We start from the raw sequence: 23780 nt of genomic DNA, 5'->3' as shown, positions 1-23780 counted from the left end.
AATCGACTTGTTCCTGATTCTTTATTGGTCTAGACATCGCCTGATTTAAGCATCGGTTACCCCAAAACTTAGAAATAACATTTGATATTATTCAGTAGCAAAAATTGATCTTGGATACGCCAGATATTACAATGGAATTAAATTATTTTGCAAACATTTCGGAGGTGTAGTAATGGCAGAACAAGCAGGAATTCAACCACTTATTTTGGATATGAACGTCAATGGCAATCCGTTCGTCGTACATGCGACATTACTTTGGGACGAGCAAGAAGTCGTTCTCATTGATACAGGAATCCCTGGTCAGCTAGGACTTATACACGACAAACTTGCCGAAGCATCCTTCCCTTTTGAAAATCTGACGAAAATCATTATTACTCACCATGACATGGATCACATTGGTAGCCTGCCAGAGCTCGTGAACGCTTCAGAGGGACGGATCGAAGTGCTGGCACACGAAATAGGTAAGCCTTACATTTTAGGGGAAGTGCCTGCGGTTAAAAGCAAGCGTCTCGCTACTCCATCCAAAGTGGATGTGACGCTTCAGAATGGGGACGTACTCCCTTATTGCGGAGGCATTCAAGTTATTTTTACACCTGGACATACGCCAGATCATATCAGTCTGTATCACCCAAAAAGCAAAACATTAATTGCCGGGGACGCGCTTACGTCGCAAGACGGTGTGCTTATGCCTCCAAATCCTCAATTCACGCCGGATATGCAGTTAGCTCTCAAATCCGTAGCAAAGCTGCTGGACTATGACATTAAAACTATCATCACTTATCATGGCGGCGTTTGTACGGAAAATATTAAAGGACGTCTTGCTGAAATAGCGAGCGTTCAAGAATAAGCCAATTCTTAGATTTCAGGGATGTACGTAATTTATTGTTTAAAAACGCCAAGCCTAACGCATTTTCTGTGTTATACTTGGCGTTTATTTTTAGTTCAAATAACTATGGGTAAAAGACCAAAGCCAGCGCAATGGAGAGAAGATATCATTGATAGGGTAGCGGAAGCATGCAAAGGGCCAGGAGGATCACATCTACTTCGCTTCCATGATTGCTAAAAACAACCATTATCACAAACCCCCGATTCATTTGCTATGCTCATTGCTTCTCGAAAACGAGGAGCAATTTTTTTGTTCTGAAATTTTGCTTGCATAACTAATACATAGTGTCACAAAGCGAATGAGCAATCGATTTTGATATTCCCTTACAAAAATGTATCAAAAGACTGATATTACCCAAGTAAATCCAAAAAACTTTATATTCTTTTAGCTCGTTTCGACAGTCGATCACCTTGTATTATATATATTACAAATGTTAATATCATTAATGCTAACATAAATTGTGAGGGAGTTGATGTATAAAAAGAAACGTTTATTGCTTCTACCAATCGTAATATTTTTATCTTTAGTCGTGGTAACAACTGCCTTTGACTAATCCCTGATGCGAAAGTTCCGAACTCTTACTTACAAATTGGCGCAAAAAATGATGTATCCACTGTAAAAACAGTTTCAGGGAACATTTATCGGATTGAGCGGTTCCATTTTTTCCACTGCTGTAAGCAGTGGGGAATTAAATAAAGCGACATAGAAGGAGTTTTTTTGTCATGAAATTCTTAAATACGAAGAAAATTTTTATGGCATTAGCCTTAACCACAATGATTACGACAGCAGTTACACCGGTATCGTCTGCTGCCTTTAGCGATGTTCAGGGGCATTGGGCAAAGAGCTCCATCACGAAGTGGGCCGATTATGCCGTCATTAATGGCTATGCTGGGTCATTTAGACCAGATGATTCAGTGACAAGGGCAGAGTTCTCAGCGATGCTTAACAATTTGATGAGATACATCGAAAAGGGAGAGAATATTTTCTCTGATATTAATTCTTCACAATGGTATTACGACGATATGGTAAAGCTACATGCCGCCAGAGTCATGAATGGTGATAATGGGATGGCATACCCCGAACGAAACATTACGCGGCAAGAAGCTGCTGTGTTGGTTGCCAAAGCATTCGACCTTCAGGGCGACGTGGGATCACCTGCGTTTAGTGATTCGGATACGATCGCGGATTGGGCCCACACTTCTGTAAAGATCTTGGCAGCTAAAAAAGTGATTTCGGGTATGCCGGATGGCTCCTTCAGCCCTAAATCAAATTTAACTCGAGCAGAAGCCATAACGATGTTTAACAACTTCGTTCAAACGCTAATCTCCAAGCCAGGTGAGTACTCCCAGAATATAGATGGAAATTTAGTCGTAAATTCGCCTGGTGTTGTCCTTAACAACATGAAAATATCGGGGGACTTATATATTGCTCAGGGCGTGGGTGAAGGTGAGGTCACGTTAAATAATGTAGAAATTACCGGTTCTGTATTCGTACGCGGTGGTGGCGAACACTCCATTATTTTCAACAGTGTTAATGTAGAAGGTGCGCTAGTTGTTAACAAATATAATGGCAAACTTCGTGTCCTAGCTACCGGAAGCACTTCTGTTTCCGTTACCAAAATGGAAAGTGGGGCCCTTCTGGTTACAAAGCAGCTTACCGGCGGTGGTTTTGAAAGCGTAGTAATCCCAGCAAATGTGACAGCAGGTCAAGAGATCATACTCGACGGACAATTTAATAAGGTCATTAATCAGTCCACCGGTATACCTATTACAGCTAACGGCACAATTAAAGAGTTAATCGCCGAGGCTCAAACAAATATTAAAGGCAGTGCCGTGATCAATAAAGTGACAAATGTTGGCGGTGTCCAGACAACAGTAAATGATCGTCCAATTCAACCCTCTAACAGTGGTACCAACACTACGCCAACCCTTCCAACGGCAAACGAAGACTCTCAGAAGATTTCAGTTACCGGCGTTTCGATAAATGAACAGAATCTAGCTTTAATTGTCGGCGAAACTAAACAGCTTAGCACAACAATTACACCAAGTAACGCCACAAATAAGAAAGTATCGTGGAAGGTTGTGGATAATAGTACGGATGTCGTAACAGTCGATCAGAACGGACTTCTCACAGCGGTTGGACAAGGCATTAAGACAATTGAAGTAATTACCGAAAACGGTGGTAAAACAGCTCGAGTAGCTGTAACCGTAACGAAGCCAGCCCTAAAAGTCGCCATTTCAAAATTCGAAGGCTCTATTGTTGATTCTAATGCGACCTCAGAAGCTTCGATTCTTACCAATAGCAGTAAGCTTTCTATTCTGAATGTGACTCAATCGGTCTATCAAGACAATCAGTATGATGCAGTTGTAGTTGCAGAGCAACCTCTAGATCGATCAACAGCAGCTTCCGCAGGTCACTTGGCAAACCTCGTAGTTACGCTAAAGGATCAAACTGGCCAGGCAATTGCGGATGCCACCGGATTTACTGCTTCCGTAACAAATGTAACATATTCATATAATCCGACATTTGGAACTTATTTAGCTGGGGATTCGAAGAAAGACAGCTTTGTTGTTCAGATTGATGCAGGTGAGCCGGAAGCGATCCAGAATTATAAAGTGACCATTTCACATCCAAGATATGAGAGCATTACTTTATTTATAACGTATGTTCCACAGGGCGCAGCCTATATAAAAGCGATTAGCACAATCACGGGTGAAGCAAAGACAGGAAAAACGTTACATGCAGGTCAAGTCATCGTCGAGCAAAATCTGACGTCTGATAACTTCACATACCAATGGTATTGGGCAAATCAGGAAGCTGGTCCTTATTTTATCTTTACTGGTGCAACCACTTCCGAGTATACACTGACGGAAACTGATGCCGGCAAATATATTCGCGTTCAAGCCATTGGTGACCAAAAGTCGGTTGGCGGATTTGCCCTAAGTGCCCCATTTGGCCCTGTACAGCTGCCCATAAATACGGAAGAGGTTTTCAGGGCTATTGAGCCCGCATTGCTCGCACATAATGCAGACCGAAACAACATTATAACGAATGTGAATCTGGTGACGTCCTTGCCTGCTTACCCTGGCGTACAGATCTCTTGGCAATCGGATAATATCAATGTAATCACAAACTCAGGTGTTGTAACAAGAGGTGAGAAGAACGATCAGTTTGTCGTGCTGACCGCTACACTGAGTGGTGAGGCTATAGGAACAAAAGCATTCGATCTTATTGTTCGGGCTAAGGGTACGGATCATGTAGATATCATCGGCTATACGGATCCCTACTTCATTAGTGGTTACCCACAAGCCTACGTGAGGGACGGGAAGATTTGGGTCCGTTATAAATTAAACGCGCCTGCTGAAGTATATATGGTTGTGAACGCTATTAATGGTCATATTGAATCCAGCGTGAAATCCGTACTGGAAGGACATGCTGGGAAAGATAACCAAGTTGTTCAGGTCCAGGACTGGCCTTATTTTAAGATCGATAGTTCCCAGGTTAATGAATTGCAGGAATTTAATACTGGCTTTTCATTGAGCGAAAGAGCCGCTCGAGTGGAGTTTGTCATTCGTGACGTAAATAAGGGGTATACGTCTAGTGCGGTAACGACGGTCTTGTTTGAACAAGCGACGGTGGATGCCCTCGATACAACTGGTCCATACCTTTCTGAGGCATATATTAATGATAACCTAAGCTCAATCTACTTGTATTACAATGAAACGCTAGATGCAAACAGCTTACCACTACCAGAGCAGTTTGCATTAAACATAGGAAAGGTCAATAACGTCTCGGTATATAACTATCCGGATAACTCTGGTGGCGGGAGCTCGTATGTGAAGCTCGAAGTAGGCGGAATTACAGAGGCAGGAAAAAATAACATAATTCTTTCGTATACTGGAACAGCTATTCAAGATACGTCGGACGCTAGAAATAAAGTCAATACCTTTAGTAATAGGCAAGTTATCTATATTGATGAAAAAATTGAACGTGTGACCGTCAGCTCCGATCGTAAATCTATGACGATTAGGTTAATTCCAGGTTGGAATCCAAGGGATAACAATACGACTTTAAACCAAGATTTTAAATCACGGTTTGTAGTTTCTGTGGGCGGTCAGAGCAGCTCCACGCCTAGTTCGGCAAACTACAGCTACAGCAGTAACACTCTTTGGTATACACTGAAATTTAACTCTCCACTTCCTGCTGGACAAGTGTCGGTACAAATGAACACCTCTGGAATTAAGAACTGGGCTTTAGATGCCTATCCGAATGCACTGACATCAGAGCGAGTAACAGAGATTGCCGTACCGGGTATCCCATCAGCGCATTACGAGCACGGTCACATTGTGTTGACGTTTGCTAATGGATTTGAATTTGACTCTGGAGGTAGTGCTGCGGGACTTGTGCTAAAAGTTGATAACACCGAACATTCATTAAGAGGATATATTCTACAACATTATCTCGGTAACGGCAATGTCTTACACATTAATTTAGATGATAAATACACACGTGTCGTTAAGCAAGCGGTTGAAGCTGGTACTCACGTACAAATTAAGTACTTCAAAGTGAATGGAACCGCCAGTCAGCAGTTATCTGATTCAGCAGGTTCCTTAGTTCCAGACTTTGATTACGTAACAGTCACCAAGTAATGTAATGTTCTGAGCTAATTAAATATTCGCACAGGAAGGGTTATTTCAAGGCAGATACCATCTGCTTTGAAATGACTCTTATAATTGTGGCGCTCGATTATTAAGTTAGACCTTATCGTGTTTTTTTGTATGCCCTTCCACTTTTTAACTCTTTCAGAAATAAAATATGTTGGTAGATGTAAAAAATTATCTGTTGACGGATAAACAGCAACATGGGTAGGGTGAAATTTCTTACTTTGAGGAGGAATTCTTTTGAAAAAGGTAATGAAAGGGTTGCTTTCATCGGTTTTATTTACTACAGTCATTGCATCAACACTCTCTGTTCCAAGCTATACACATGCCGCTCTAACGACAGTCAATGTAACTATTGATGGAGAATTACAAACTTATGAACAGTCGGCTACTCTCATCAATGGCTCAGTGCTTGTTCCATTTCGCCCTATTTTTGAGGCATTCGGTGCGGGAGTTCATTGGGATAATAACAATCGATTAGTGACGGCTTATAAGGACAACCAAATCATTTCACTAACTATTGGCGGTCATAGCGCTTTAGCAAATAATCAATTGGTTAACCTCGAACAAGCTCCAACAATTATCGAAGGTAATACAATGGTTCCAATCCGTTTTGTTAGCGAAGCGTTAGGTGCCGAGGTCAATTGGAATGGTGATACATCGACAGTTGAAATTAAAAAGCCAAACCAGAATAGTTCCGATAAGGTCTATGGATTTACTCTTGACGTTCCAAAACCATTACAGAATTTATTGAAAATCGAAGGGAATTTTAGCGGCTCTTCGGTTCTTTCAACCTATCCGTTGAGAAATGGAGATGTTTTTAGATTTTATCTCGACGCATCATTCAGTGCCTTTTACGGTACTGGTGTTCCTTTCTTTGAAGTCCAAGTCTTTAATCAAACAGAAGACGAATGGAAAGTCGATAAACATCCAGGCTATACATTTCTAACCTCGAAAAATCATTTAACGTTTGCATATCTACAATCGTGGAGAAACCTTAAAGCGTATGATATACAGGATGCGTATAAAAAACTAGAAGATATTTCTAATCAAATCCCTACTGTATTATCTTCCTTTAAAACTGTTAAAGAAAAGCCGGAAAAAACAACGCTAAATTCATACCGTCAATATGGTGGTACATGGACGACTAATGATGTTGCTGAATATACAAGCTTTCAAATTTCCCCCGTCCGAATAACATTCATTACTGATAAATCTGCGATATTAAAAGTAGGAGATTGGGCTGATACCGTGATTCAGTTTAATGAATATGGTTTCTCAACCGATTTAAAACCTTTGCGAGATGCTAGCCTAAGTATGCGCGATGGGAAATTATCTCTTCAGGTTCCAGTTATAAGAAATGGTATGCGAAGTGGTTCTAGAACGATCTCCTATATTCAACAAAAATAAGTTACTAGAGCTGTGCTAGCTGGAGTTGTATTTTCCGTCGTGTCTTATTGAATTTATAAGTAAGAGGTAAGAATAAGAGGGTTTTATTGCAAAATTTTATAGCAATATACCTATTGTCTATCGGGACTCCTTTTCTCACTGCCTTCAATCCCGACGGTACGCTTCAATGGAAATACAGCATACAGTCCAAAATAACAGCATCATAATATTATTAATGTAATATTAAGCGCACGAGAGGGGAATTAGCGAATGGCTAAATAAATGGACGTGAACCTCCAATTAGAGAGGAGTGCTGATGTCGGATGCTCAATCGTTTTGTGGACTTATTCTAGCTGTGATTATGCACGTTATAACGGCATTTGAGTCATAGTTCCAAACAACGCTGGAATAATGGACAATTGATCTGAAGGAAGATCCGCAAGAACTGCATAACCGTTGGGACGACCACGAGTATGTACACATAAAGAGCGATTTACTTCTCAAATTTATATGGGCGGAGCTTGGAAAATTAGCGCTTCCGATGCCTCGCATATGGCATGCCTAGATTACTATTTTCTGTAGTTGTTCAGTCAGCAGAATAAAATGCCACTTAAATCGAACAATACGCAGATAAATACCATTTTTGGGACTTGCAATCAAAAATATGAATCGTGTTAACTAGAAAACCCTGAAATCCTTTCTAAGGATTTTCAGGGTTTTGGAAATTAATTTTAATAAACGGTGCAGGAAGCTGGGTCGAAAATGACGAAGGAAGAAGTTGGAAAACTCTGTTCTCGAAGTCCGCGTCATGGCAAAGTACGTTCATGATTTTCCACTACGCTGTTAATTAATCGACTTGTGGCTTGGATGACGACTGGCTCACCATCATTCCACCATACCACTTGAAGCTCAGGATATAGTTTTGCAATATGAACGGCTTGATTTGCTTCACTTTCCACATATCGGGTGCAGCCAAGATTCAGTGCTTGTTTTCCTTTCCATTTTGCAGTGCTTTCTTTTGTGGGAGCATCTATTTGGTCGTCCCTAAGATATAGAGGAAACTTTATGCCATGCTTAGCCATCCAAAGCATCGTACGAGCTTTATCGATCATTGGTCTGCCGGTAACTATGACATCTTGTTCTTCTAGAATAGGTGCTTGGGGCAATAAAGGATAGGTGTCTCTGAGTAATAATGCATTCGAATGGTTTTTACTGTAATGTTCTGACGGTACGTCATCTAGAAAGATACCATCCATGTCCCAAGCGGTTTTATTATACTCATGATCTTGAAGCTTTTGACCCCCATACAACGTTGTCTTATACAATCGGTGGCGCTCCCATGGCAGAATGAATCTGGCTCTTTCATCTTGGCATTCAAAACAATAATAGTCTGGTTGACTGGCAGATAAATGATCTTTACACACAACAAAAGTATCCGTGCTAAAACCGGAATCAAGTAGGAACTGTTTGCAATCAATGAGGGTTCGACCAGAGCCAGCAAAGTCTTCAATTAGCAAGATACGATTAGATTTCGGTGGTTCTTGAAACCAAGTGGGTTTATTTAAACAGCGCTCATAGTTCAAAAAATAAAAGGGTAAACCCGTCAAAAATGCTAGTTGTATACCAGCAAAAGCTCCGCCGCGCAGAATAATGACTAAAGCATCGTATTTTTTTTCTTTTACTTCATGTGCTAATTGAGCTAATCTTAAAGAAATGGCATTATAGTCTAGATAAATGTTTCTCATAAGACCTCCAGTATAAAAGTGACAGATGTTGTATTTATAATACAGTTCAAAAGACCTACCGTAAACGATGAATCATGTCGTAAAAGATTAAGAATTACTAAAGAAAAAGGTGTAAACTAGGAGGAACATGAAAATGATTGATTATGAACGTATCCATCATGTAAGTCTCGCTGTAAGAGATTTAGAAAAAGCTAGGGAGTTTTATACCGAAGTCCTTAGATTACAAGAGATAGAACGTCCACCTTTTAAATCTAAAGGTATATGGTATGCGATAGGTGATCAACAACTTCATCTACTTGAGCATCCCAATGGTGAAACGCTTAGAAAAAGTGAGATCGACTCTGTTGATGGTCATTTTGCAATCTGGGTAAAAAGTTATAATAAAACAATTGAGTGGTTAATGAAGTCTGATGTTAATTTCGAAGCCAGACCGAATAGTGTTGCTGGATTTGCTCAAATTTATATTTTAGATCCAGATAACAATATAATTGAATTTGACGCAGCGTATGGTTCCTAATCAACCTAATATTAAAAGCAAGAAGGACTCTTCATTAATTTGAGGGGTCCTTTATTTAATTTAATAGACGAACAAAAATGAAGAAGAAATAAGTTAATCCTTTTAGCTAGCTTCGTTTTTCAATTTGAACAGATAGAAGGATGATAGTTTACCAAAGAGGTGATGTTGTTCGTTTCCGTCGTTGCTAAATTGCCGTTTCCTGCGGTATCTTCCGCAACAGCAACAAGATTCGCCCCTGTCGTAGGCACCATGCCTGTCTTTACGGTTGCTTTCAAAGTGCATCGGTGTAACGTCCTGTTCCGTCAAAGGTTATGAAATTGCCAGGAGTTAGTTGTGAATGATCAGGTGCTGAAGTCCGTTGCAGCTAAAGGTGAAGGATCGAATTGCGGCTCATTTAAGTCTTACCGGATGGATCGACATCTAGAGCTGGGAACGCAAGCTACACGGAATTGACGCCTTGGGTATTCAAATACCATTGATATCCATTTTCAATACCAGCGCCGAGCAGAAGCTGACCAGAGCTGTTGGTCGGCTTTTTTTGTGAGTGATGATGTTTCATTTATATTAGAGAGGTCCTGAGCAATCAGGGCTTTTTTCAACATTTTATGTTATTTGGATCGGGTGGGGGATCGTGATATTGTCACTGTGGGGATTGGGGTGGTAAAATAATAAGATTATGTAATTGTTGAATACAGTGGCTTGTAAGCGTTTTCAGAAAAGTTGGGATTACACAGCCGGGATATAAATATCCGAGAGGATGAGAGCCGTATGGCGATAAGCCAATTGATGGATCAGCAAAAAAAATACTATCACACAGGCGCTACGCGAGGACTCGATTTCCGGCTTACACAGCTCAAAAAGCTGAAGCAAGCGATTGTTGAACAGGAATCAGAGATCATCAAGGCGCTTCGCACCGACTTGAATAAGGGAGAGAAGGAAGCGTACGCGTTTGAAATAGGCATCGTATATCAAGAAATAGCGCATGTCATCAAGCATCTGAAACGTTGGATGAAGCCGAAAAAAGTGAAATCCCCAATGACGCATTCGGGGAGCCGCAGCTACATAATCCCCGAACCACTGGGTGCGGCACTTATTATTGCACCGTGGAATTATCCCTTTATGTTGGCATTTGATCCGTTAGTGGGAGCGATTGCGGCCGGCAATACGGTTGTCTTGAAGCCTTCTGAGCTAGCGCCAGCTGTGTCTGCCGTGATGACCGCGATCATACGTGCGACCTTCGAACCACAGTATATAGCTGTGGTGGAAGGCGGCGTGGAAGAAAGTCGTGCGTTGCTGGAGCAGCCGTTTGACAAAATCTTTTTTACGGGCAGCGTAGCTGTCGGGAAAATTGTGATGGAGGCGGCAGCGAAGCGGCTCACGCGAGTCACGCTAGAGCTCGGAGGAAAGAGCCCTTGCATCGTACATAATGACGCACATGTAAAGCTAGCGGCGCAGCGTATCGCTTTCGGGAAGTTCTCTAATGCGGGGCAGACCTGCGTTGCTCCAGATTATTTGCTTGTGCATCGAAGCGTGAAAGAAAAGCTGCTGTCCTATCTTCAAGAAACGATTGTCTCCTTTTATGGCGACAAGCCGCTGCAAAGTCCCGATTACGGCAAAATCATTTCTCGCCGTCATTACGAGCGGTTGCATCATTTTTTGAATGACGGGAAGGTCGTTATCGGTGGGTTGGCTGACGATCAGACGCTGCAAATCGAACCGACGGTGCTTGATCAGATTACATGGGATATGCCCGTCATGCAGGAGGAGATTTTTGGCCCTATTCTTCCTATCTTGACCTATGACAGTCTCGATGAAGTGGTAGCTATGATAAATGCTCGGCCGAAGCCGTTAGCACTGTATGTATTTTCGGAGGATAAAAAGGTGCAAGATGCCATACTTGAGCGAATTTCATTCGGCGGCGGTTGTGTCAATGATACGCTGATGCATTTTGGATCAACGCATTTGCCTGTCGGCGGAGTTGGCGAGAGCGGAATGGGCAGCTATCATGGCGAGATGAGTTTTCAAATATTTTCACATATGAAAAGTATATTAAAGCAGACGACGAGGTTCGATATCCCTTTTCGATATCCGTCTAGCAAAATCGGGTTGAAAATCATTCGGAGGCTGACAAAGCCTTAAATACGGCTCACTAGGAAGAGGTAAGTCTCATGATGGGATCCTACGAGTACTATAAACAGATTTTCAAGGATGTACCGAAGCCATTCGCATTCGTAGATTTGGATTTATTGGACGCTAACATCAGGGCCATTGCGCAGGAAGCCGGGGGGAAGAAGATTCGGGTTGCGAGCAAGTCAATTCGCTGCCCGGATGTGCTTCGCCGTATTTTGGCAGCTGACGATGTGTACCAGGGGATTATGTGCTACACGGCGGAGGAAGCTGCTTTCTTAGCGCGCGAAGGGTTTGATGATCTTTTATTGGGTTATCCACAGTGGCACGCTGAGTCGCTTAGCGATGTGATTTCGCTAATAGGCAAAGGCAAGACGATTACGTTCATGGTCGACTGTATCGAGCATGTTGAACACTTGGGGCGGCTCGCGACGGCCAAGCAAGTTATTGTGCCAGTTTGTATCGACATCGATATGTCGACCGATTTTCCTGGGCTGCATTTTGGGGTATGGCGTTCACCGTTGACGCGATGGGAGCAAGTTCGCCCTCTGGCTGAGCGGATCGTCGAAGCAAGTGGGCTGCGGCTTGACGGCATTATGGGGTACGAGGCGCAGATTGCCGGTGTTGGCGATAATGTGCCAGGGCAAGCGGTGAAAAATGCGCTAATCCGCAGGTTGAAAAAATCCTCCATTCGCAAAGCTGCTCAGTGGAGAGAGGAAGTGACGCGTGGGCTTGAGGCGATGGGGGTCCAACTTCGTTTTGTCAACGCGGGAGGTACGGGCAGTATGGACAGTTCGCGGAGAGAAGCATGGGTGACAGAGATCACCGCAGGATCTGGGTTTTACGCACCAGGCTTATTCGACAACTACAGGTCATTTCGCTACAAGCCTGCTGTCGGGTTTGCGGTAGAGGTGGTGCGTCGTCCTCAGCCAAACATCGTGACTTGTATGGGCGGCGGTTATACAGCCTCGGGGCCAACGGGGTTAGATAAACGGCCGAAGCCGTATTTGCCGGAAGGTATGGTGTTATTTCCGTTAGAGGGCGCAGGTGAAGTGCAAACACCGCTGCGCGTGCGGGGCGAAGTCCAGTTGGAGCTGGGCGATCCGGTATTTTTCCGTCATGCAAAGGCAGGGGAGCTATGCGAGCGATTTCTTAAACTATATGCTGTATCGCAGGGCAGCATTGTAGGTACATATCCAACGTATCGCGGTATGGGGGCGAGTTTTCTATGATTAGCAAATTAGGGACATGGACGAATTGGTCGGGTATCGTTCAGGCATCGCCGCAGACGGTACTATATCCGGACTCCATAGAAGCGGTGGTCGATGCGGTTCTGCTTTGCAGACGAGAAGGACGCAGGTTGCGTGTTGTCGGTACAGGGCATTCTTTTACGCCGATTGCGGCATCTGATGATGTGCTTATCACGCTAGACCGAATGCAAGGTCTAATCGAGGTAGACGCTGAGGAACGGACCGCGACGGTATGGGCAGGCACAAAGCTCAAACTCCTTGGGGAGCTGTTGTTCGCCAAGGGGCTAGCACAGGAGAATCTCGGCGACATCGATGTACAGTCCATTGCCGGTGCTATCAGCACAGGGACGCATGGCACTGGTCAGCAGTTCGGCAACATCGCGACACAAGTGGTTGGACTGACAATGGTGACTGGCGCAGGGGAGGTTATCACATGTACACCTGTGACTCACCCAGATTTGTTTAAAGCGATGCAGGTATCACTTGGCGCGTTAGGTATTATTGTGCAAGTGACGCTCCGGCTTCAACCCGTTTACAAAATGAAGTACGAAAGTAAGCGCATGCCGCTGAAACAATGCTTGCAAGAGCTGCCCGATATCGTGGGCGGAAATCGGCATTTTGAATTCTATTGGTTTCCCTATGCGGACCCGTGTCAGCTCAAATTCATGAACCCGACAGATCAAGCGGTGACGAGCCGCAAGGTTCGTGATTACATTGGGGATGTCCTGCTCGAAAATACGGTTTTCGGACTGCTGTCTGAAATATGCCGTAAAGTCCCAAAGCTCAGTCCTACGGTGAGTCGGATTTCCGCATCGCAAGTGCCCGTAGGTAGCAAAGTCGATTACAGTCATCGCCTGTTCGCGACGCAAAGACTCGTTCGATTTAACGAGATGGAATACAATCTCCCAGCCGAAGCCATGCCAAGCGTCATCGAAGAAATGCGCGAGAAGATGGCGAAGGACAAGTACAACGTTCATTTTCCGATCGAGTGCCGTTTTGCCAAAGGCGATGACATCTGGTTGAGTCCGGCGTTCGGACGTGATTCTGCCTACATAGCGATTCATATGTATAAAGGGATGCCGCATGAGGACTATTTTGCGCGGATGGAGGAAATTTTCCTGAAACACGGGGGCAGGCCGCATTGGGGGAAAATGCATTCACTTAACGCAGATAAGCTGAACGAAAGGTATCCGATGTGGCAGCCATTTTGCCAGACTCGAGAGAAGTTGGACCCAGATGGCATTATGCTGAACGGGTATCTGGAAAAGATTTTCGGCGTAACAGGTTAAGGTTGGCAAGTTAATCGGGAGGTGTCGTCATGCTGGAACCAAGATTAACTCGTTCTCGCTGGTCGGTTGTCGTTGCTTACTCCTTGCTGGCAGCTGTGACTCAACTGCTATGGGTAACATTTACGCCTATTACAACGGCGGCTTCCCGCGAGTGGCATGTTTCTGTCGATGCCGTAGGGTGGTTATCACTAGTGTTCCCGCTTGTCTACGTACTGCTGTCCATTCCATTTGGCATGGCTGCTGACCGCTGGTTTCGAGGATCGCTGCTCATCGGCGGTGCGTTGACTGCGATTGGAGCGCTTATTCGCATACTGCCTGGCTATGAATATGCTTTCATCGGACAGATCGTGATCTCCGTAGGTCAGCCGCTTGTACTCAATGCCGTGAACAAATTAGCCGTGCTCTATGTGCGTCCAGAGCAACGAGCCCATGCCATTGCGGCTGGTACGGCTAGTTTGTTCGTCGGTATCCTTGTCTCGACGGTTACGGTTCCTTTTTTACTGGCTTGGCAGGGGATGTCGGCTGTCCTATGGTCGCAAGGAGCCATTAGCGTAATTGCCGCAGTGGCGATGTTATTAGCGCTAAGACGAGCGCCGGTCTTTGAGGTCGATGCGGCTGCTGAAACGAGCAGCGCTTTCGGGTTCAACGCGATTACTACCCTGTGGTCGCAGCGTTGGGTAAGACTGTACAGCCTGCTACTGTTCGCAGGCTTCGGCATTTTCATTACGCTGGCGACATGGCTGGAAGTGCTAGCCAGCGCTATCGGATACAATGCCCAGCAAGTCGGCATTGGCATCGGTGTTATGACAGCGGCAGGTATTGTCGGCGCTGCGGCCGTGCCACGATGGGCGCTGCGCGGTCAGCGCGCGAGAGTGGTCGTACTCTGTTCACTTGTGGTGAGTGTGTTACTTCTGCTCGGGCTCGCAGTAGGTATGCCACAGTGGATGTTTATCAGCTTGCTGGCGGTGTGCGGTTTTCTTCTACTTGCCGATTTGCCCGTGATGCTCTCGCTGGCAGAGGCCAAATCCGATCCGCAGTCAGTCGGTGCAGTTACAGGCTTACTGTTGCTGTTTGGCAACTTAGGGGGCATTGTGCTTTCCTTAGTTGTTCAAATCCTGTTAAACAACCGAATTGTTGCTATTGGCACGTTAGCTGCGGTCGCGATTCTCATTTTGCCAGCAGTTAGGTGGCTGCAGACGGCACCTTCGATGACCCGAAGTGAAAAAATCGAGCAGATGTAAGTAATCATGATGCTGTTCGATTGGGTCAGAAGTGGCGGAGAGCGAGAATAAACGACAGGGCAGGGATGTTTTCTTGCCTTGTTTTTTGCAGTAATTAAAATGTGTAACTGAACTGTAACGCTGGAAAAGGTATAGTGAATATATAAAGAGAATTGGCTAGTAATCTACTATTCGGGGGGCTTATGGACATCATTCATCGGGATGCTGATTTCACAAATGCGATGTTGTTTGGAACGTACATTATGGTTTTGATGGATGGAAAAATGATTGGCGGCGGACTTGTCGTAGAGTTCGACGAAACCGAGGTGAAGGTGGGGCGTGGTCGATATTTGCGCAGCAACTCAACATTCGTATTAGCACCACCTCCGCAATGCTCGACAAATATGTGAGTGTTTCACTGTAGCGTCAATTGTCGTATGCAGTTTCCGATTGTAGTAAAAAAGCACGTGCTAATAGTTACTTAGCACGTGCTTTTTTACTTGGTCCGCCTATTTGCTCGCGGCAACCGTCTCTATTTCTTTAACACTTTGATAGATGATACTGAATAACTCTTCCAAATTGCCTTCTTCGATGCAAGAGAATGCTACACGAAGGTCAGTCTCTCCTAGTGCAATTGTACCTACACCATGTTGATTCAACAAATGTACGCGCAATGTTTCAGCATCAACGGTTTTGAGCTTCAAACACATGAAATAGCCGGAGTTGAAAGGGTAGTAACCCCAAGCATCGTCGAACTTGCCGCTGTCCAAAATGGACTTTGTCTGGTTCGCACGACCTTTCATGATTTCGTATTTCTCTTGTTTCTGAACATTGAATTCTGGTGAATTCAAGGCGTGTAGCACGAAGGTTTGGGATGGATGAGGTCCGCTGGAAATTGTTGCGCGGATGATCCCCTTTGTTTTTTCTTCAAGTGCATCAAGAAGTGCGTTACTTTGACCCGCATACGTAATGAAGCCTACACGGAAGCCCCAAACGTACTCTTCTTTGGTTGCTCCATCGATTTTGACCGCAAGCACACGAGGATGCAGGTCAGCCAATTGACCGAATAAGGATTCATGCAACGAATTTTCAAAGAAAAGACCGAAGTAAGCATCATCTGTAAGGACAACGACGTTAATTCCAGCTTCAGCAGCTTCTTTGATCGCGGCCGTAATGGCATTGCCATCTTCTACATCAGGCGTGTAGCCAGTTGGATTGTTCGGGAAGTTCAGCACGACGATCGCTTTGCCCTTGGACTTTTGAGCGAGAAGCGCTTCACGCAATCCTTCGGAATTAAAACGCTCTTGTTCGTTATAAAGCGGGTAGTTCACGATTTGAGCACCGCGGCGAATCTCGAAAGTGAGCTCGTAATTTTCCCAGTTTTTATCAGGAATAATAACAGCATCACCTACGTCTGCAAAAAGATCAGCAGCGATACTTAGTCCATGTGTCAAGGCATTCGTTACAATCGGGTTACCGATAAGCTTGCTGCCAATGCCCGGGTTTTCTTCGAGCATTTTTTTGCGCCAAGCTGTACGAAGCTCAGGCTTACCAGCTGGTGGAGCGTATTCATATATATCTTTAGGATTGTAAGTGGAGAGTGTATCTTGAATGACCTTCAGATGCATTGGTTGACCATTTTCGATTGCAATACCGATGGTAGCATTGAATTTCTTGGCTTTGGCCTTCGCTTCAGCCGATTGGCTGAGAATGCCTTCTTTCGGGAAGTAAATCGATTTACCTAATGCGGAAAGCATGTCATGTACGTGAGAATTTTCACGTTGCAGGGTCTCGTTTAACTGACTTGCCAAAGGATTCATAAGAGTGGGTCATTCCTTCCAATGAGCGATTCATTTTTTCCCAGTTATTATATCACTTTCACACCTGCACGTCACTGCGCTGAATAAATTTTCTGCGAAACGATACGAAAAGAAGCAAGTGCTATGGATGAACGCATTCCTGTCACTTGCTCTTATGTTTAGTTCATTAAAAAGCCTTCTAGTCGCTGCTTGACCTGCGGCCATTCCTTGTCGAGGATACTGTACATGACTGTATCTCGCACATAGCCGTCAAAGAGTACACGATGTTGCCGCAGGACACCTTCCTTCTGAGCTCCTAAACGGGCGATTGCGGCTTGGGAGCGTTCGTTCCGAAGGTCGGTTTTGATTTGAACACGGAGCAGGTTTAGGGATTCAAAGCAGTATCGAAGCAACAAATACTTACATTCTGTATTTACGCGGGTGCGCCAAACGCTGGGATTGTACCAGGTATGCCCAATCTCCATATTCCGATGAGGCACCGAGATATCGAAGAGTCGCGTACTGCCGACTATCGTATCGGTAAGCCGATCATAAACGCTGAAAGGGATACCTTGTCCTGCTTTCTGCTCGTTGAGTGCTTGGTTAACAAACTTGTGGACTTCATCCGGGCTTAGCAAGGGTGTCATAATGTTCGTCCAAATGTTAGGGTCGTTCGCAGCGATGATTAGGCCAGGAATATGAGATTCATGCAGAGGAAGCAGGGTAACACGCGTGCCTTCAAGGGTTGGTGGATGCAGATTCATTGTTCAATTCTCCTTACCTGTGAATGAATTTAATGTGATTTTAGTTAGCATACTGTATGATTGGATTAATAATAAGAGCCAATATGGCTCAATTTTTATGTACCATTTTAAAAAGAAAAGAAGTGGTTGGATGGCTATTTATTTGCCGTTTCAAGCGTACCTCACACGATTCCCAAGTAAATATGCAGCTTTGTATCATGTGCTTCGCGATGAAATCGTGGGAAATAAGCTAAAGGTGTCGACCAAGTTGCCCTCAAGCCGTGAATTGGCCGATATACTTGGCATTTCCAGAGGGACTGTTAATCAAGTGTATGATATGTTGATCGCAGAAGGATATTTGCAGGCAGATGTTGGAAGGGGCACATTCGTCGTCTACGCTGACGGTCAAGTGATGCATAAGGCGAATGCTGGGAAGACTATTGAATTGTCGGCTTGGGGTACTCGGGTGAGTGAAGCCGAGATAGTTGGAGGTAGGGGGCAAGGGCAAGGGAAGGAACGGGAGCGGGAGCTGGAGCCGAAGCAGGGGAAAGTGCGGGAGCGAGAGCAGGGTAAAGTGCGAGAGCAAGAGCGGGAGCGAGGGAAAGTGCGAGAGCGGGATCAGGGAAAAGTGCGAGAGCAAGAGTGGGATCGAGATCAGGGGAAAGTGCGGGATGATCGAGATCAGGGAAAAGTGCGAGAGCAAGAGCAGGAGCGAGATCAGGGGCAAGAGCGAGAGCGTGCAGGTAAATCTCGAAGAGGGGAGATTGCTTTCGTGGTGGCTCGGCCGCAGATGGAGCAGTTCCCGCGGGAGCAATGGAACCGCGGCATGTACGAGCAGGTGCGGCGGATGACGGAGTCGCCGCACGAGGACGTTCACATCGCCGAGGGGCACTACGCGCTTCGCGAAGCGATTGCGGTGCACCTGAGGCGGATGCGAGGCATCGATGCGTCTCCGGAGCGCATCGTGATCGTCAATGGGTCGATGCAGGCGATCGCCTTGCTGACCCAACTGCTCGTAAACCCAGGCGATCCAGTGGTGCTGGAGCGCCCCGGGTATCAAGGCGCCAGCCGCGCTGTGCTGGCGGCTGGCGGCGTGCCCGTCCACGCGGCGGTGGACGAGCAAGGGCTCATCCCGCAGCCGTGGAACGCGCGGCTGCTGTTCGTGACCCCCAGCCGCCAATTCCCTACGGGGGCTGTGCTGGGGCTGGAGCGCCGCCAGCAGCTGCTGCGCTGGGCGGCGGAACAGGGCGCTGTCATCGTCGAAGACGATTATGACAGCGAGTTCAGGCACCGCGGGCGGCCGATTGAGCCGCTCAAGGTGCTGGACCAAGAGGGCCGAGTGGTCTATATCGGCACCTTCTCTAAGACGATGCTGCTGGACCTGCGCATCGGTTATGTCGTGCTGCCGGAGGCGCTGCACGACGCTTTTGTAGCCGCGAAGCGGCTTTACGAGCCGCACCCAACGGGGCTGCTCGAACAGCGCTCGCTCGCCGCCTTCATGGCGAGCGGCGGCTACGAGCGACACCTGCGCCGCATGCGGCGGGTGTACGCGAGCAAGTTCTTGCTCCTGCAGGCGCTGCTGCAGGAGCAGCTGTCCACCCTCTTCGAGTGGGTGGACAGCGACAGTGGGCTGCATCTATTCGGTTGGTGGCGCGGAGACCTCCGCACCTACAACGACTATGCAGCTGCGTGCCGCACGGCCGGCGTGACCTGGACGGACGCAGGCAACTACGCGCTCCCTGAAGGCAGAGCAGGAGCCTGCTTTGGATTTGCTCATTTAACAGAGGCAGAAATCAGGCAAGGCGTCGTCATTCTCCGTTCAGTCTATGAAAGCCTTTGATGACTCTTTTCGTTCGAACTAGGCAGGCCTTTCCTAACTTTTTTCACTAACCATAAAAAGTCTCTATCGGTGCGCAAAAGAAGTCTTTTGGGTGTTTGCTTTGATTGCAATAGGTTGTATGTTATCATCTAACATGTGGTCAATTAAATTATTTTTCGTAGGAGTGATCCTTAACATGGCAGGATTAAATGGTGGGGGCACAAGTGTCATCGTGCGTCTGGAAATACATAAAGAACTCGTAACCTTTGGGAAAATTGCAACAGCCATTGGTGATGCAGGCGGAGATATCGTGGCGATTGACGTCACAAGAGCCAGCAAAACGACGACAACACGTGATATTACAGTCAAAGTAAGTGATCCCGAGCATACTGAAACGATTACGAAAGTTTTGAAGGGTATTCCCGGTGTTCGCATCATTAACGTGTCAGATCAGACCTTCCTGCTTCATTTGGGCGGTAAAATTGAAGTCACCCCCAAAGTACCGATTAAAAACCGGGACGATTTGTCCCGCGTCTATACACCAGGAGTTGCCAGGGTTTGTATGGCGATTCATGAAGACCCGAGCAAGGCACATTCGTTGACGATTAAAAGAAATACGGTTGCTGTCGTTTCAGATGGTACGGCCGTTCTAGGGCTTGGGAATATTGGACCCGAAGCGGCAATGCCCGTGATGGAAGGGAAAGCAATGCTATTTAAACAAATGGCAGGCGTAGATGCGTTCCCTATTTGTTTGAACACACAAGATACCGAAGAAATTATTCGTACCGTGAAGGCGATTGCGCCAGGATTTGGCGGTATTAATTTGGAGGATATTTCTTCTCCGCGTTGTTTTGAAATCGAAGAGCGTCTTATTGAGGAGCTTGATATTCCTGTTTTCCATGATGATCAGCACGGAACTGCGGTTGTCATTCTTGCTGGATTGCTGAACGCAGTTAAATTGGTAGGAAAGCAGTTGGAATCATGTAAGGTTGTCATCACAGGCATCGGGGCAGCAGGAATTGCGTGTACCAAAATGCTGATCTCAGCGGGCGTTACTAATGTCATTGGTGTAGATCGTCAAGGGGCTATCGTACGAGGCGATGAATTCACGAATAAGGCTTGGGAGTGGTACGCTGAAAATACGAATCCTGGGCTAGAACGGGGTACATTATCTGATGTTATCTCGGGTGCAGATATTTTCATCGGTCTTTCAGGACCAGGTGTGCTGAAGCAAGATGATGTGAAGCGTATGGCAGCAGACCCGATTGTTTTCGCTATGGCGAATCCAACGCCGGAAATCACGCCAGAGGAAGCGGAACCTTATGTTCGCGTGATGGCAACAGGACGTTCGGATTATCCCAATCAAATTAACAACGTACTTTGTTTCCCAGGCATCTTCCGTGGCGTTTTGGACTGCCGTGCATCCAAGATTACACAAGAAATGAAGCTTGCAGCAGCCAAAGCGATTGCAGCCGTTGTAAATGAGGACGAGTTGAACGAGTACTACATTATTCCGAGCGTATTCAACCATGCGGTTGTTGAGAAGGTTAGAGAAGCTGTTATGGAAGCAGCGTATGAATCTGGTGTAGCTCGTCGTCGCAGCCAACGTGAGGCACACGAAGCGCACGATTAATTGAAAAAAAGCAGTTCGGTACAACGCTGATTCAGCGTGCCGAACTGCTTTTTTTGTTTTTACGCTTGTTCTTCTGTCCATTCCTTCAACTTACGATCCGTAGGAAGCAAGAAAGTAAGTACCCCTAGCAGAGGCAGGAACGCACATAGCTCCATGACGCGAGTCGTTCCGATCGTATCACAAAGGTTACCGAGTACGACGCTTCCGATACCTCCTAGACCAAAGGCTAGACCCGTTATGAGACCAGATACGGTCCCAACTTTACCAGGGAAAAGCATTTGGGCATAAACGACGGTAACAGAGAAGCTGGCTAAGAGAATGACACCAATAATAACGAGCAACACGTATGCCCAAGCGACTGACACATGCGGTAGTAATAAGGCAAAAGGTGCAGATCCTAGCATGGAAAAGAAAATGACATTGCGCTTACCGAAGCGATCCGCAATCGGCCCGCCAAAGAAAGTGCCCACGGCTCCAGCTGCTAGAAACAAGAAAATGAAATTCTGTGCACTGTCTATGGTAATGCCATACTTATCTTGAAGGAAAAAGGCAAAATAGCCGCTCATCGCTGCGCCATACCAAGAACGTACAAACACTAGGAAAATCAAAACACTGATAGCAAACATAACTTGCTTGCGTCGCTGAGGACTCACGACACGCTTCACGACGGTTTTGGCTTTCACTGGTGCGTCCTGAAGAACAACCTTGTACCAACGCGCTATGTACAGTTGTACTGCAATCGCGATAGCCGCGACGCCGGTAAACCAGATGGATCCGAACAATCCTAGCGGAATGAAGATCCATTTGGTCATAATCGGAGCCAAGGATTGCCCAGCGTTGCCGCCGACTTGGAAAATCGATTGAGCGAGTCCTTTACGGTTTCCAGCGGCCATATGAGAAACACGCGATCCCTCTGGATGGAAAGCAGCCGAGCCTAGTCCGACAAAACAGACAGACAAGAGAACGACCCAATAGGAGTGAGCGAATGCCAGCAGCAGCATCCCGGTTAAGGTCGATGCCATCCCGATTGGCAGCATGTAAGGCGATGGCTTACGATCTGTGTAGAGGCCAACAACTGGCTGCATGATCGAGGCTGTAAAGTTAATGGCGAATTGCACCCAGCCGACTTGCGCGTAGCTAAGCCCCATTTCACTTTTCAAAATGGGAAAAATAGCTGGAATCACGGATTGAATGGAATCGTTAAGCAAATGAACAAGCCCGATTGCAAATAAAATCCGGTAAACAGTTGGTTTGATATCTCCTGTTCCTTGCAAGCTCTTCGAGCTTTGGTTAGGAGATGATGTCGAAATGGATGCCATGGTTTTCTCCTCTCAGGTTCTGATTCCCGACTAGGTGTCCAAGAAACGTCCGAGGTCTTCGCCCATTTTTACTTTTGAGCCTAACTTAAGATCAGGACGCGATTCGAACATCCCATCTTCAAATAGCAGAACGACCGTGGAGCCGAACTCGAAATAAGCGAGCTCTTGACCGCGCTCGAGCGTTTTCGGAAGAGGTGTTACATATTGAATAGAGCTTACATTCAGTGCGCCGACTTTGACGACTGCTACTTCTCCGGTTGCATGTTGAATGAATGTAATTAAACGTTCGTTTCGGCTAAGGACGCGCTTCATATGACGCAAGCCGAACTCATTAACAGGATACACTTTCCCGAGGACATGCTCTTTCTCCAGGATATCACCAGAAATCGGCGAGTGGATACGGTGATAGTCTGTCGGACTCAAATACAAGACGAAATAAAAGCCGTTATTGTAGTTCACTGTGCGCGGTGAGCGGTTGAGCAGCTCGTCAATTGTATAGTCTTGACCTTTGACATTAACGATTAAGCCCTCTTTGATGTCGCCGATACCTGTAATCATCGCATCAACAGGACTTACAACACGGGTCGTATCTTCATGGATCGGGCGTAAACCTGGTTTCAATCTGCGTGTGAAGAAGTCATTTAAGGACTTATAATCCTTGATATGCTTCTCAGCGTCTTCAATCTGAATTCCATAGGTTTGGGCAAACCGAGGGATAAAAAGTCGGCTTATTTTGGAACGGGCAAGGGCACCAGTCAATTGAGAAACCCATTTGCGTGAAGACAATTCGGTCAGTAATCGAAAAAAAGGTTTAGACATAGATCGTAAACTCCTGTTCATTCGTTGGTTAGGAGGGACTTGGGCATTCGCCCAGAGTTTCCTATTAGCTGTTCTTCGCTAATCTTGCCACAGAAAGGTAAAAGAATCAATTGTCTATTGTTCAATTCCTTGGGACAAGCGGTGATGATTTTTGTATTTTCGACAGCAAAATCGTCAATGCTGTTGAAGAGGTGAAAGCGACAATGTCGATTATAATCGTTATCTTTGTTATTTTGATTCCACTAGTCATGCTATGTAGTGCTTGGGTAATGCAGTCCTTCAAGCATGTATTCGCAGGTGCAGCGGTGCTTAGTGCCTATGTAGTTGGTACAATCAGCTCTCTGAACGTGTACCAGATCCTACGGGATGATACGGTTTTCATGACGAACATCCATGTTGTTTTTACAAATAAGCTATTTCTTTTCACGAGCGCTTATTTGGGTGCATATGGCATTTATGTTTTGCTGCATTGTTTCTTGCAAGGGCTTCGTAGTGATTGAAGCTGCGATTCAACGAATTCTTGGGATAGAGCGTCTACTCTATATAGTTGATTGTGAATGTAAA

The 23780-nt window shown here is 45.8% G+C and carries 18 protein-coding genes; 12 read left to right on the top strand and 6 right to left on the bottom strand.

The window, feature by feature from the left end:
* Positions 1 to 172 precede the first annotated feature (172 nt).
* From AC58QG_RS29970 to AC58QG_RS29960, 3 genes are all read left to right on the top strand, one after another.
* Positions 173 to 847, top strand: a complete 675-nt coding sequence (locus AC58QG_RS29970; RefSeq protein ID WP_497365719.1) for an MBL fold metallo-hydrolase — start codon at positions 173 to 175, stop codon at positions 845 to 847.
* A gap of 761 nt (positions 848 to 1608) precedes the next feature.
* Entirely contained in the window at positions 1609 to 5535 is a 3927-nt protein-coding gene (locus AC58QG_RS29965; protein WP_497365718.1) for an S-layer homology domain-containing protein, read from the top strand.
* 252 nt (positions 5536 to 5787) lie between these two features.
* Positions 5788 to 6957 carry a copper amine oxidase N-terminal domain-containing protein gene (locus AC58QG_RS29960; RefSeq protein WP_497365717.1) on the top strand — a complete coding sequence of 390 codons (1170 nt, stop codon included), beginning with the start codon at positions 5788 to 5790 and terminating at the stop codon, positions 6955 to 6957.
* A 785-nt stretch (positions 6958 to 7742) separates the two neighbouring features.
* Here the strand turns inward: AC58QG_RS29960 and AC58QG_RS29955 are convergent.
* Positions 7743 to 8681, bottom strand: coding sequence for a phosphoribosyltransferase (locus AC58QG_RS29955; RefSeq protein WP_497365716.1), 939 nt, complete (start codon positions 8679 to 8681; stop codon positions 7743 to 7745).
* A gap of 133 nt (positions 8682 to 8814) precedes the next feature.
* Between AC58QG_RS29955 and AC58QG_RS29950 the strand changes: the two genes are divergently transcribed.
* Positions 8815 to 9198 carry a VOC family protein gene (locus tag AC58QG_RS29950; protein ID WP_497365715.1) on the top strand — a complete coding sequence of 128 codons (384 nt, stop codon included), beginning with the start codon at positions 8815 to 8817 and terminating at the stop codon, positions 9196 to 9198.
* A gap of 119 nt (positions 9199 to 9317) precedes the next feature.
* Here AC58QG_RS29950 and AC58QG_RS29945 read toward each other — a convergent pair whose 3' ends face one another.
* Entirely contained in the window at positions 9318 to 9473 is a 156-nt protein-coding gene (locus tag AC58QG_RS29945) for a hypothetical protein (protein WP_497365714.1), read from the bottom strand.
* 493 nt (positions 9474 to 9966) lie between these two features.
* On the opposite strand from AC58QG_RS29945, the gene AC58QG_RS29940 reads away from it, so the two are divergent.
* From AC58QG_RS29940 to AC58QG_RS29920, 5 genes are all read left to right on the top strand, one after another.
* Entirely contained in the window at positions 9967 to 11337 is a 1371-nt protein-coding gene (locus AC58QG_RS29940) for an aldehyde dehydrogenase (RefSeq protein WP_497365713.1), read from the top strand.
* Positions 11338 to 11369: 32 nt separating this feature from the next.
* The gene (locus AC58QG_RS29935; protein WP_497365733.1) at positions 11370 to 12557 is read left to right on the top strand and encodes an amino acid deaminase/aldolase; all 1188 of its coding nucleotides are present in this window, start codon (positions 11370 to 11372) and stop codon (positions 12555 to 12557) included.
* A complete protein-coding gene (locus AC58QG_RS29930) occupies positions 12554 to 13864 on the top strand; it encodes a D-arabinono-1,4-lactone oxidase (RefSeq protein ID WP_497365712.1) in 1311 nt (436 codons plus the stop codon). Before AC58QG_RS29935 ends, AC58QG_RS29930 begins: the two co-directional genes overlap by 4 nt.
* A 29-nt stretch (positions 13865 to 13893) precedes the next feature.
* Positions 13894 to 15105, top strand: coding sequence for an MFS transporter (locus tag AC58QG_RS29925; protein ID WP_497365711.1), 1212 nt, complete (start codon positions 13894 to 13896; stop codon positions 15103 to 15105).
* A 152-nt stretch (positions 15106 to 15257) separates the two neighbouring features.
* Complete coding sequence (locus AC58QG_RS29920; protein WP_497365710.1) at positions 15258 to 15494, top strand: hypothetical protein; 237 nt, start codon at positions 15258 to 15260, stop codon at positions 15492 to 15494.
* Between the two features lie 99 nt (positions 15495 to 15593).
* Here AC58QG_RS29920 and AC58QG_RS29915 read toward each other — a convergent pair whose 3' ends face one another.
* Together AC58QG_RS29915 and AC58QG_RS29910 are read right to left on the bottom strand one after the other, a co-directional pair.
* Entirely contained in the window at positions 15594 to 16904 is a 1311-nt protein-coding gene (locus tag AC58QG_RS29915) for an aminotransferase class I/II-fold pyridoxal phosphate-dependent enzyme (protein ID WP_497365709.1), read from the bottom strand.
* 158 nt (positions 16905 to 17062) lie between these two features.
* Positions 17063 to 17647: a GNAT family N-acetyltransferase gene (locus AC58QG_RS29910; protein WP_497365708.1), complete on the bottom strand. Its 585-nt coding sequence runs from the start codon at positions 17645 to 17647 to the stop codon at positions 17063 to 17065.
* Positions 17648 to 17666: 19 nt separating this feature from the next.
* Here AC58QG_RS29910 and pdxR point away from each other — a divergent pair, with 19 nt between their 5' ends.
* Both pdxR and AC58QG_RS29900 read left to right on the top strand, forming a co-directional pair.
* A complete protein-coding gene (pdxR, locus tag AC58QG_RS29905; RefSeq protein WP_497365707.1) occupies positions 17667 to 19466 on the top strand; it encodes a MocR-like pyridoxine biosynthesis transcription factor PdxR in 1800 nt (599 codons plus the stop codon).
* A gap of 175 nt (positions 19467 to 19641) precedes the next feature.
* The gene (locus AC58QG_RS29900; protein WP_497365706.1) at positions 19642 to 21078 is read left to right on the top strand and encodes an NAD-dependent malic enzyme; all 1437 of its coding nucleotides are present in this window, start codon (positions 19642 to 19644) and stop codon (positions 21076 to 21078) included.
* Positions 21079 to 21137: 59 nt separating this feature from the next.
* On the opposite strand, the gene AC58QG_RS29895 is transcribed toward AC58QG_RS29900, so the two are convergent.
* Complete coding sequence (locus AC58QG_RS29895) at positions 21138 to 22397, bottom strand: MFS transporter (RefSeq protein ID WP_497365705.1); 1260 nt, start codon at positions 22395 to 22397, stop codon at positions 21138 to 21140.
* 30 nt (positions 22398 to 22427) lie between these two features.
* Entirely contained in the window at positions 22428 to 23216 is a 789-nt protein-coding gene (gene asd / locus AC58QG_RS29890) for an archaetidylserine decarboxylase (RefSeq protein ID WP_497365704.1), read from the bottom strand.
* Positions 23217 to 23326: 110 nt separating this feature from the next.
* Here asd and AC58QG_RS29885 point away from each other — a divergent pair, with 110 nt between their 5' ends.
* Positions 23327 to 23716 (top strand): transposase, encoded by a 390-nt coding sequence (locus AC58QG_RS29885; protein ID WP_497365703.1) that lies wholly within the window; start codon positions 23327 to 23329, stop codon positions 23714 to 23716.
* Positions 23717 to 23780 lie beyond the last annotated feature (64 nt).

The sequence above is a fragment of the Paenibacillus sp. J22P169 genome, from assembly GCF_059691995.1.
This window is presented reverse-complemented; position numbering and strand designations above follow the sequence as displayed.

Bases quoted from the DNA above. Each gene is read 5' to 3' on its own strand.
- AC58QG_RS29970 (WP_497365719.1), top strand. From the start codon at position 173: ATGGCAGAACAAGCAGGAATTCAACCACTTATTTTGGATATGAACGTC.
- AC58QG_RS29965 (WP_497365718.1), top strand. From the start codon at position 1,609: ATGAAATTCTTAAATACGAAGAAAATTTTTATGGCATTAGCCTTAACC.
- AC58QG_RS29955 (WP_497365716.1), bottom strand. From the start codon at position 8,681: ATGAGAAACATTTATCTAGACTATAATGCCATTTCTTTAAGATTAGCT.
- AC58QG_RS29950 (WP_497365715.1), top strand. From the start codon at position 8,815: ATGATTGATTATGAACGTATCCATCATGTAAGTCTCGCTGTAAGAGAT.
- AC58QG_RS29940 (WP_497365713.1), top strand. From the start codon at position 9,967: ATGGCGATAAGCCAATTGATGGATCAGCAAAAAAAATACTATCACACA.
- AC58QG_RS29935 (WP_497365733.1), top strand. From the start codon at position 11,370: ATGGGATCCTACGAGTACTATAAACAGATTTTCAAGGATGTACCGAAG.
- AC58QG_RS29930 (WP_497365712.1), top strand. From the start codon at position 12,554: ATGATTAGCAAATTAGGGACATGGACGAATTGGTCGGGTATCGTTCAG.
- AC58QG_RS29925 (WP_497365711.1), top strand. From the start codon at position 13,894: ATGCTGGAACCAAGATTAACTCGTTCTCGCTGGTCGGTTGTCGTTGCT.
- AC58QG_RS29915 (WP_497365709.1), bottom strand. From the start codon at position 16,904: ATGAATCCTTTGGCAAGTCAGTTAAACGAGACCCTGCAACGTGAAAAT.
- AC58QG_RS29910 (WP_497365708.1), bottom strand. From the start codon at position 17,647: ATGAATCTGCATCCACCAACCCTTGAAGGCACGCGTGTTACCCTGCTT.
- AC58QG_RS29900 (WP_497365706.1), top strand. From the start codon at position 19,642: ATGGCAGGATTAAATGGTGGGGGCACAAGTGTCATCGTGCGTCTGGAA.
- AC58QG_RS29895 (WP_497365705.1), bottom strand. From the start codon at position 22,397: ATGGCATCCATTTCGACATCATCTCCTAACCAAAGCTCGAAGAGCTTG.
- asd (WP_497365704.1), bottom strand. From the start codon at position 23,216: ATGTCTAAACCTTTTTTTCGATTACTGACCGAATTGTCTTCACGCAAA.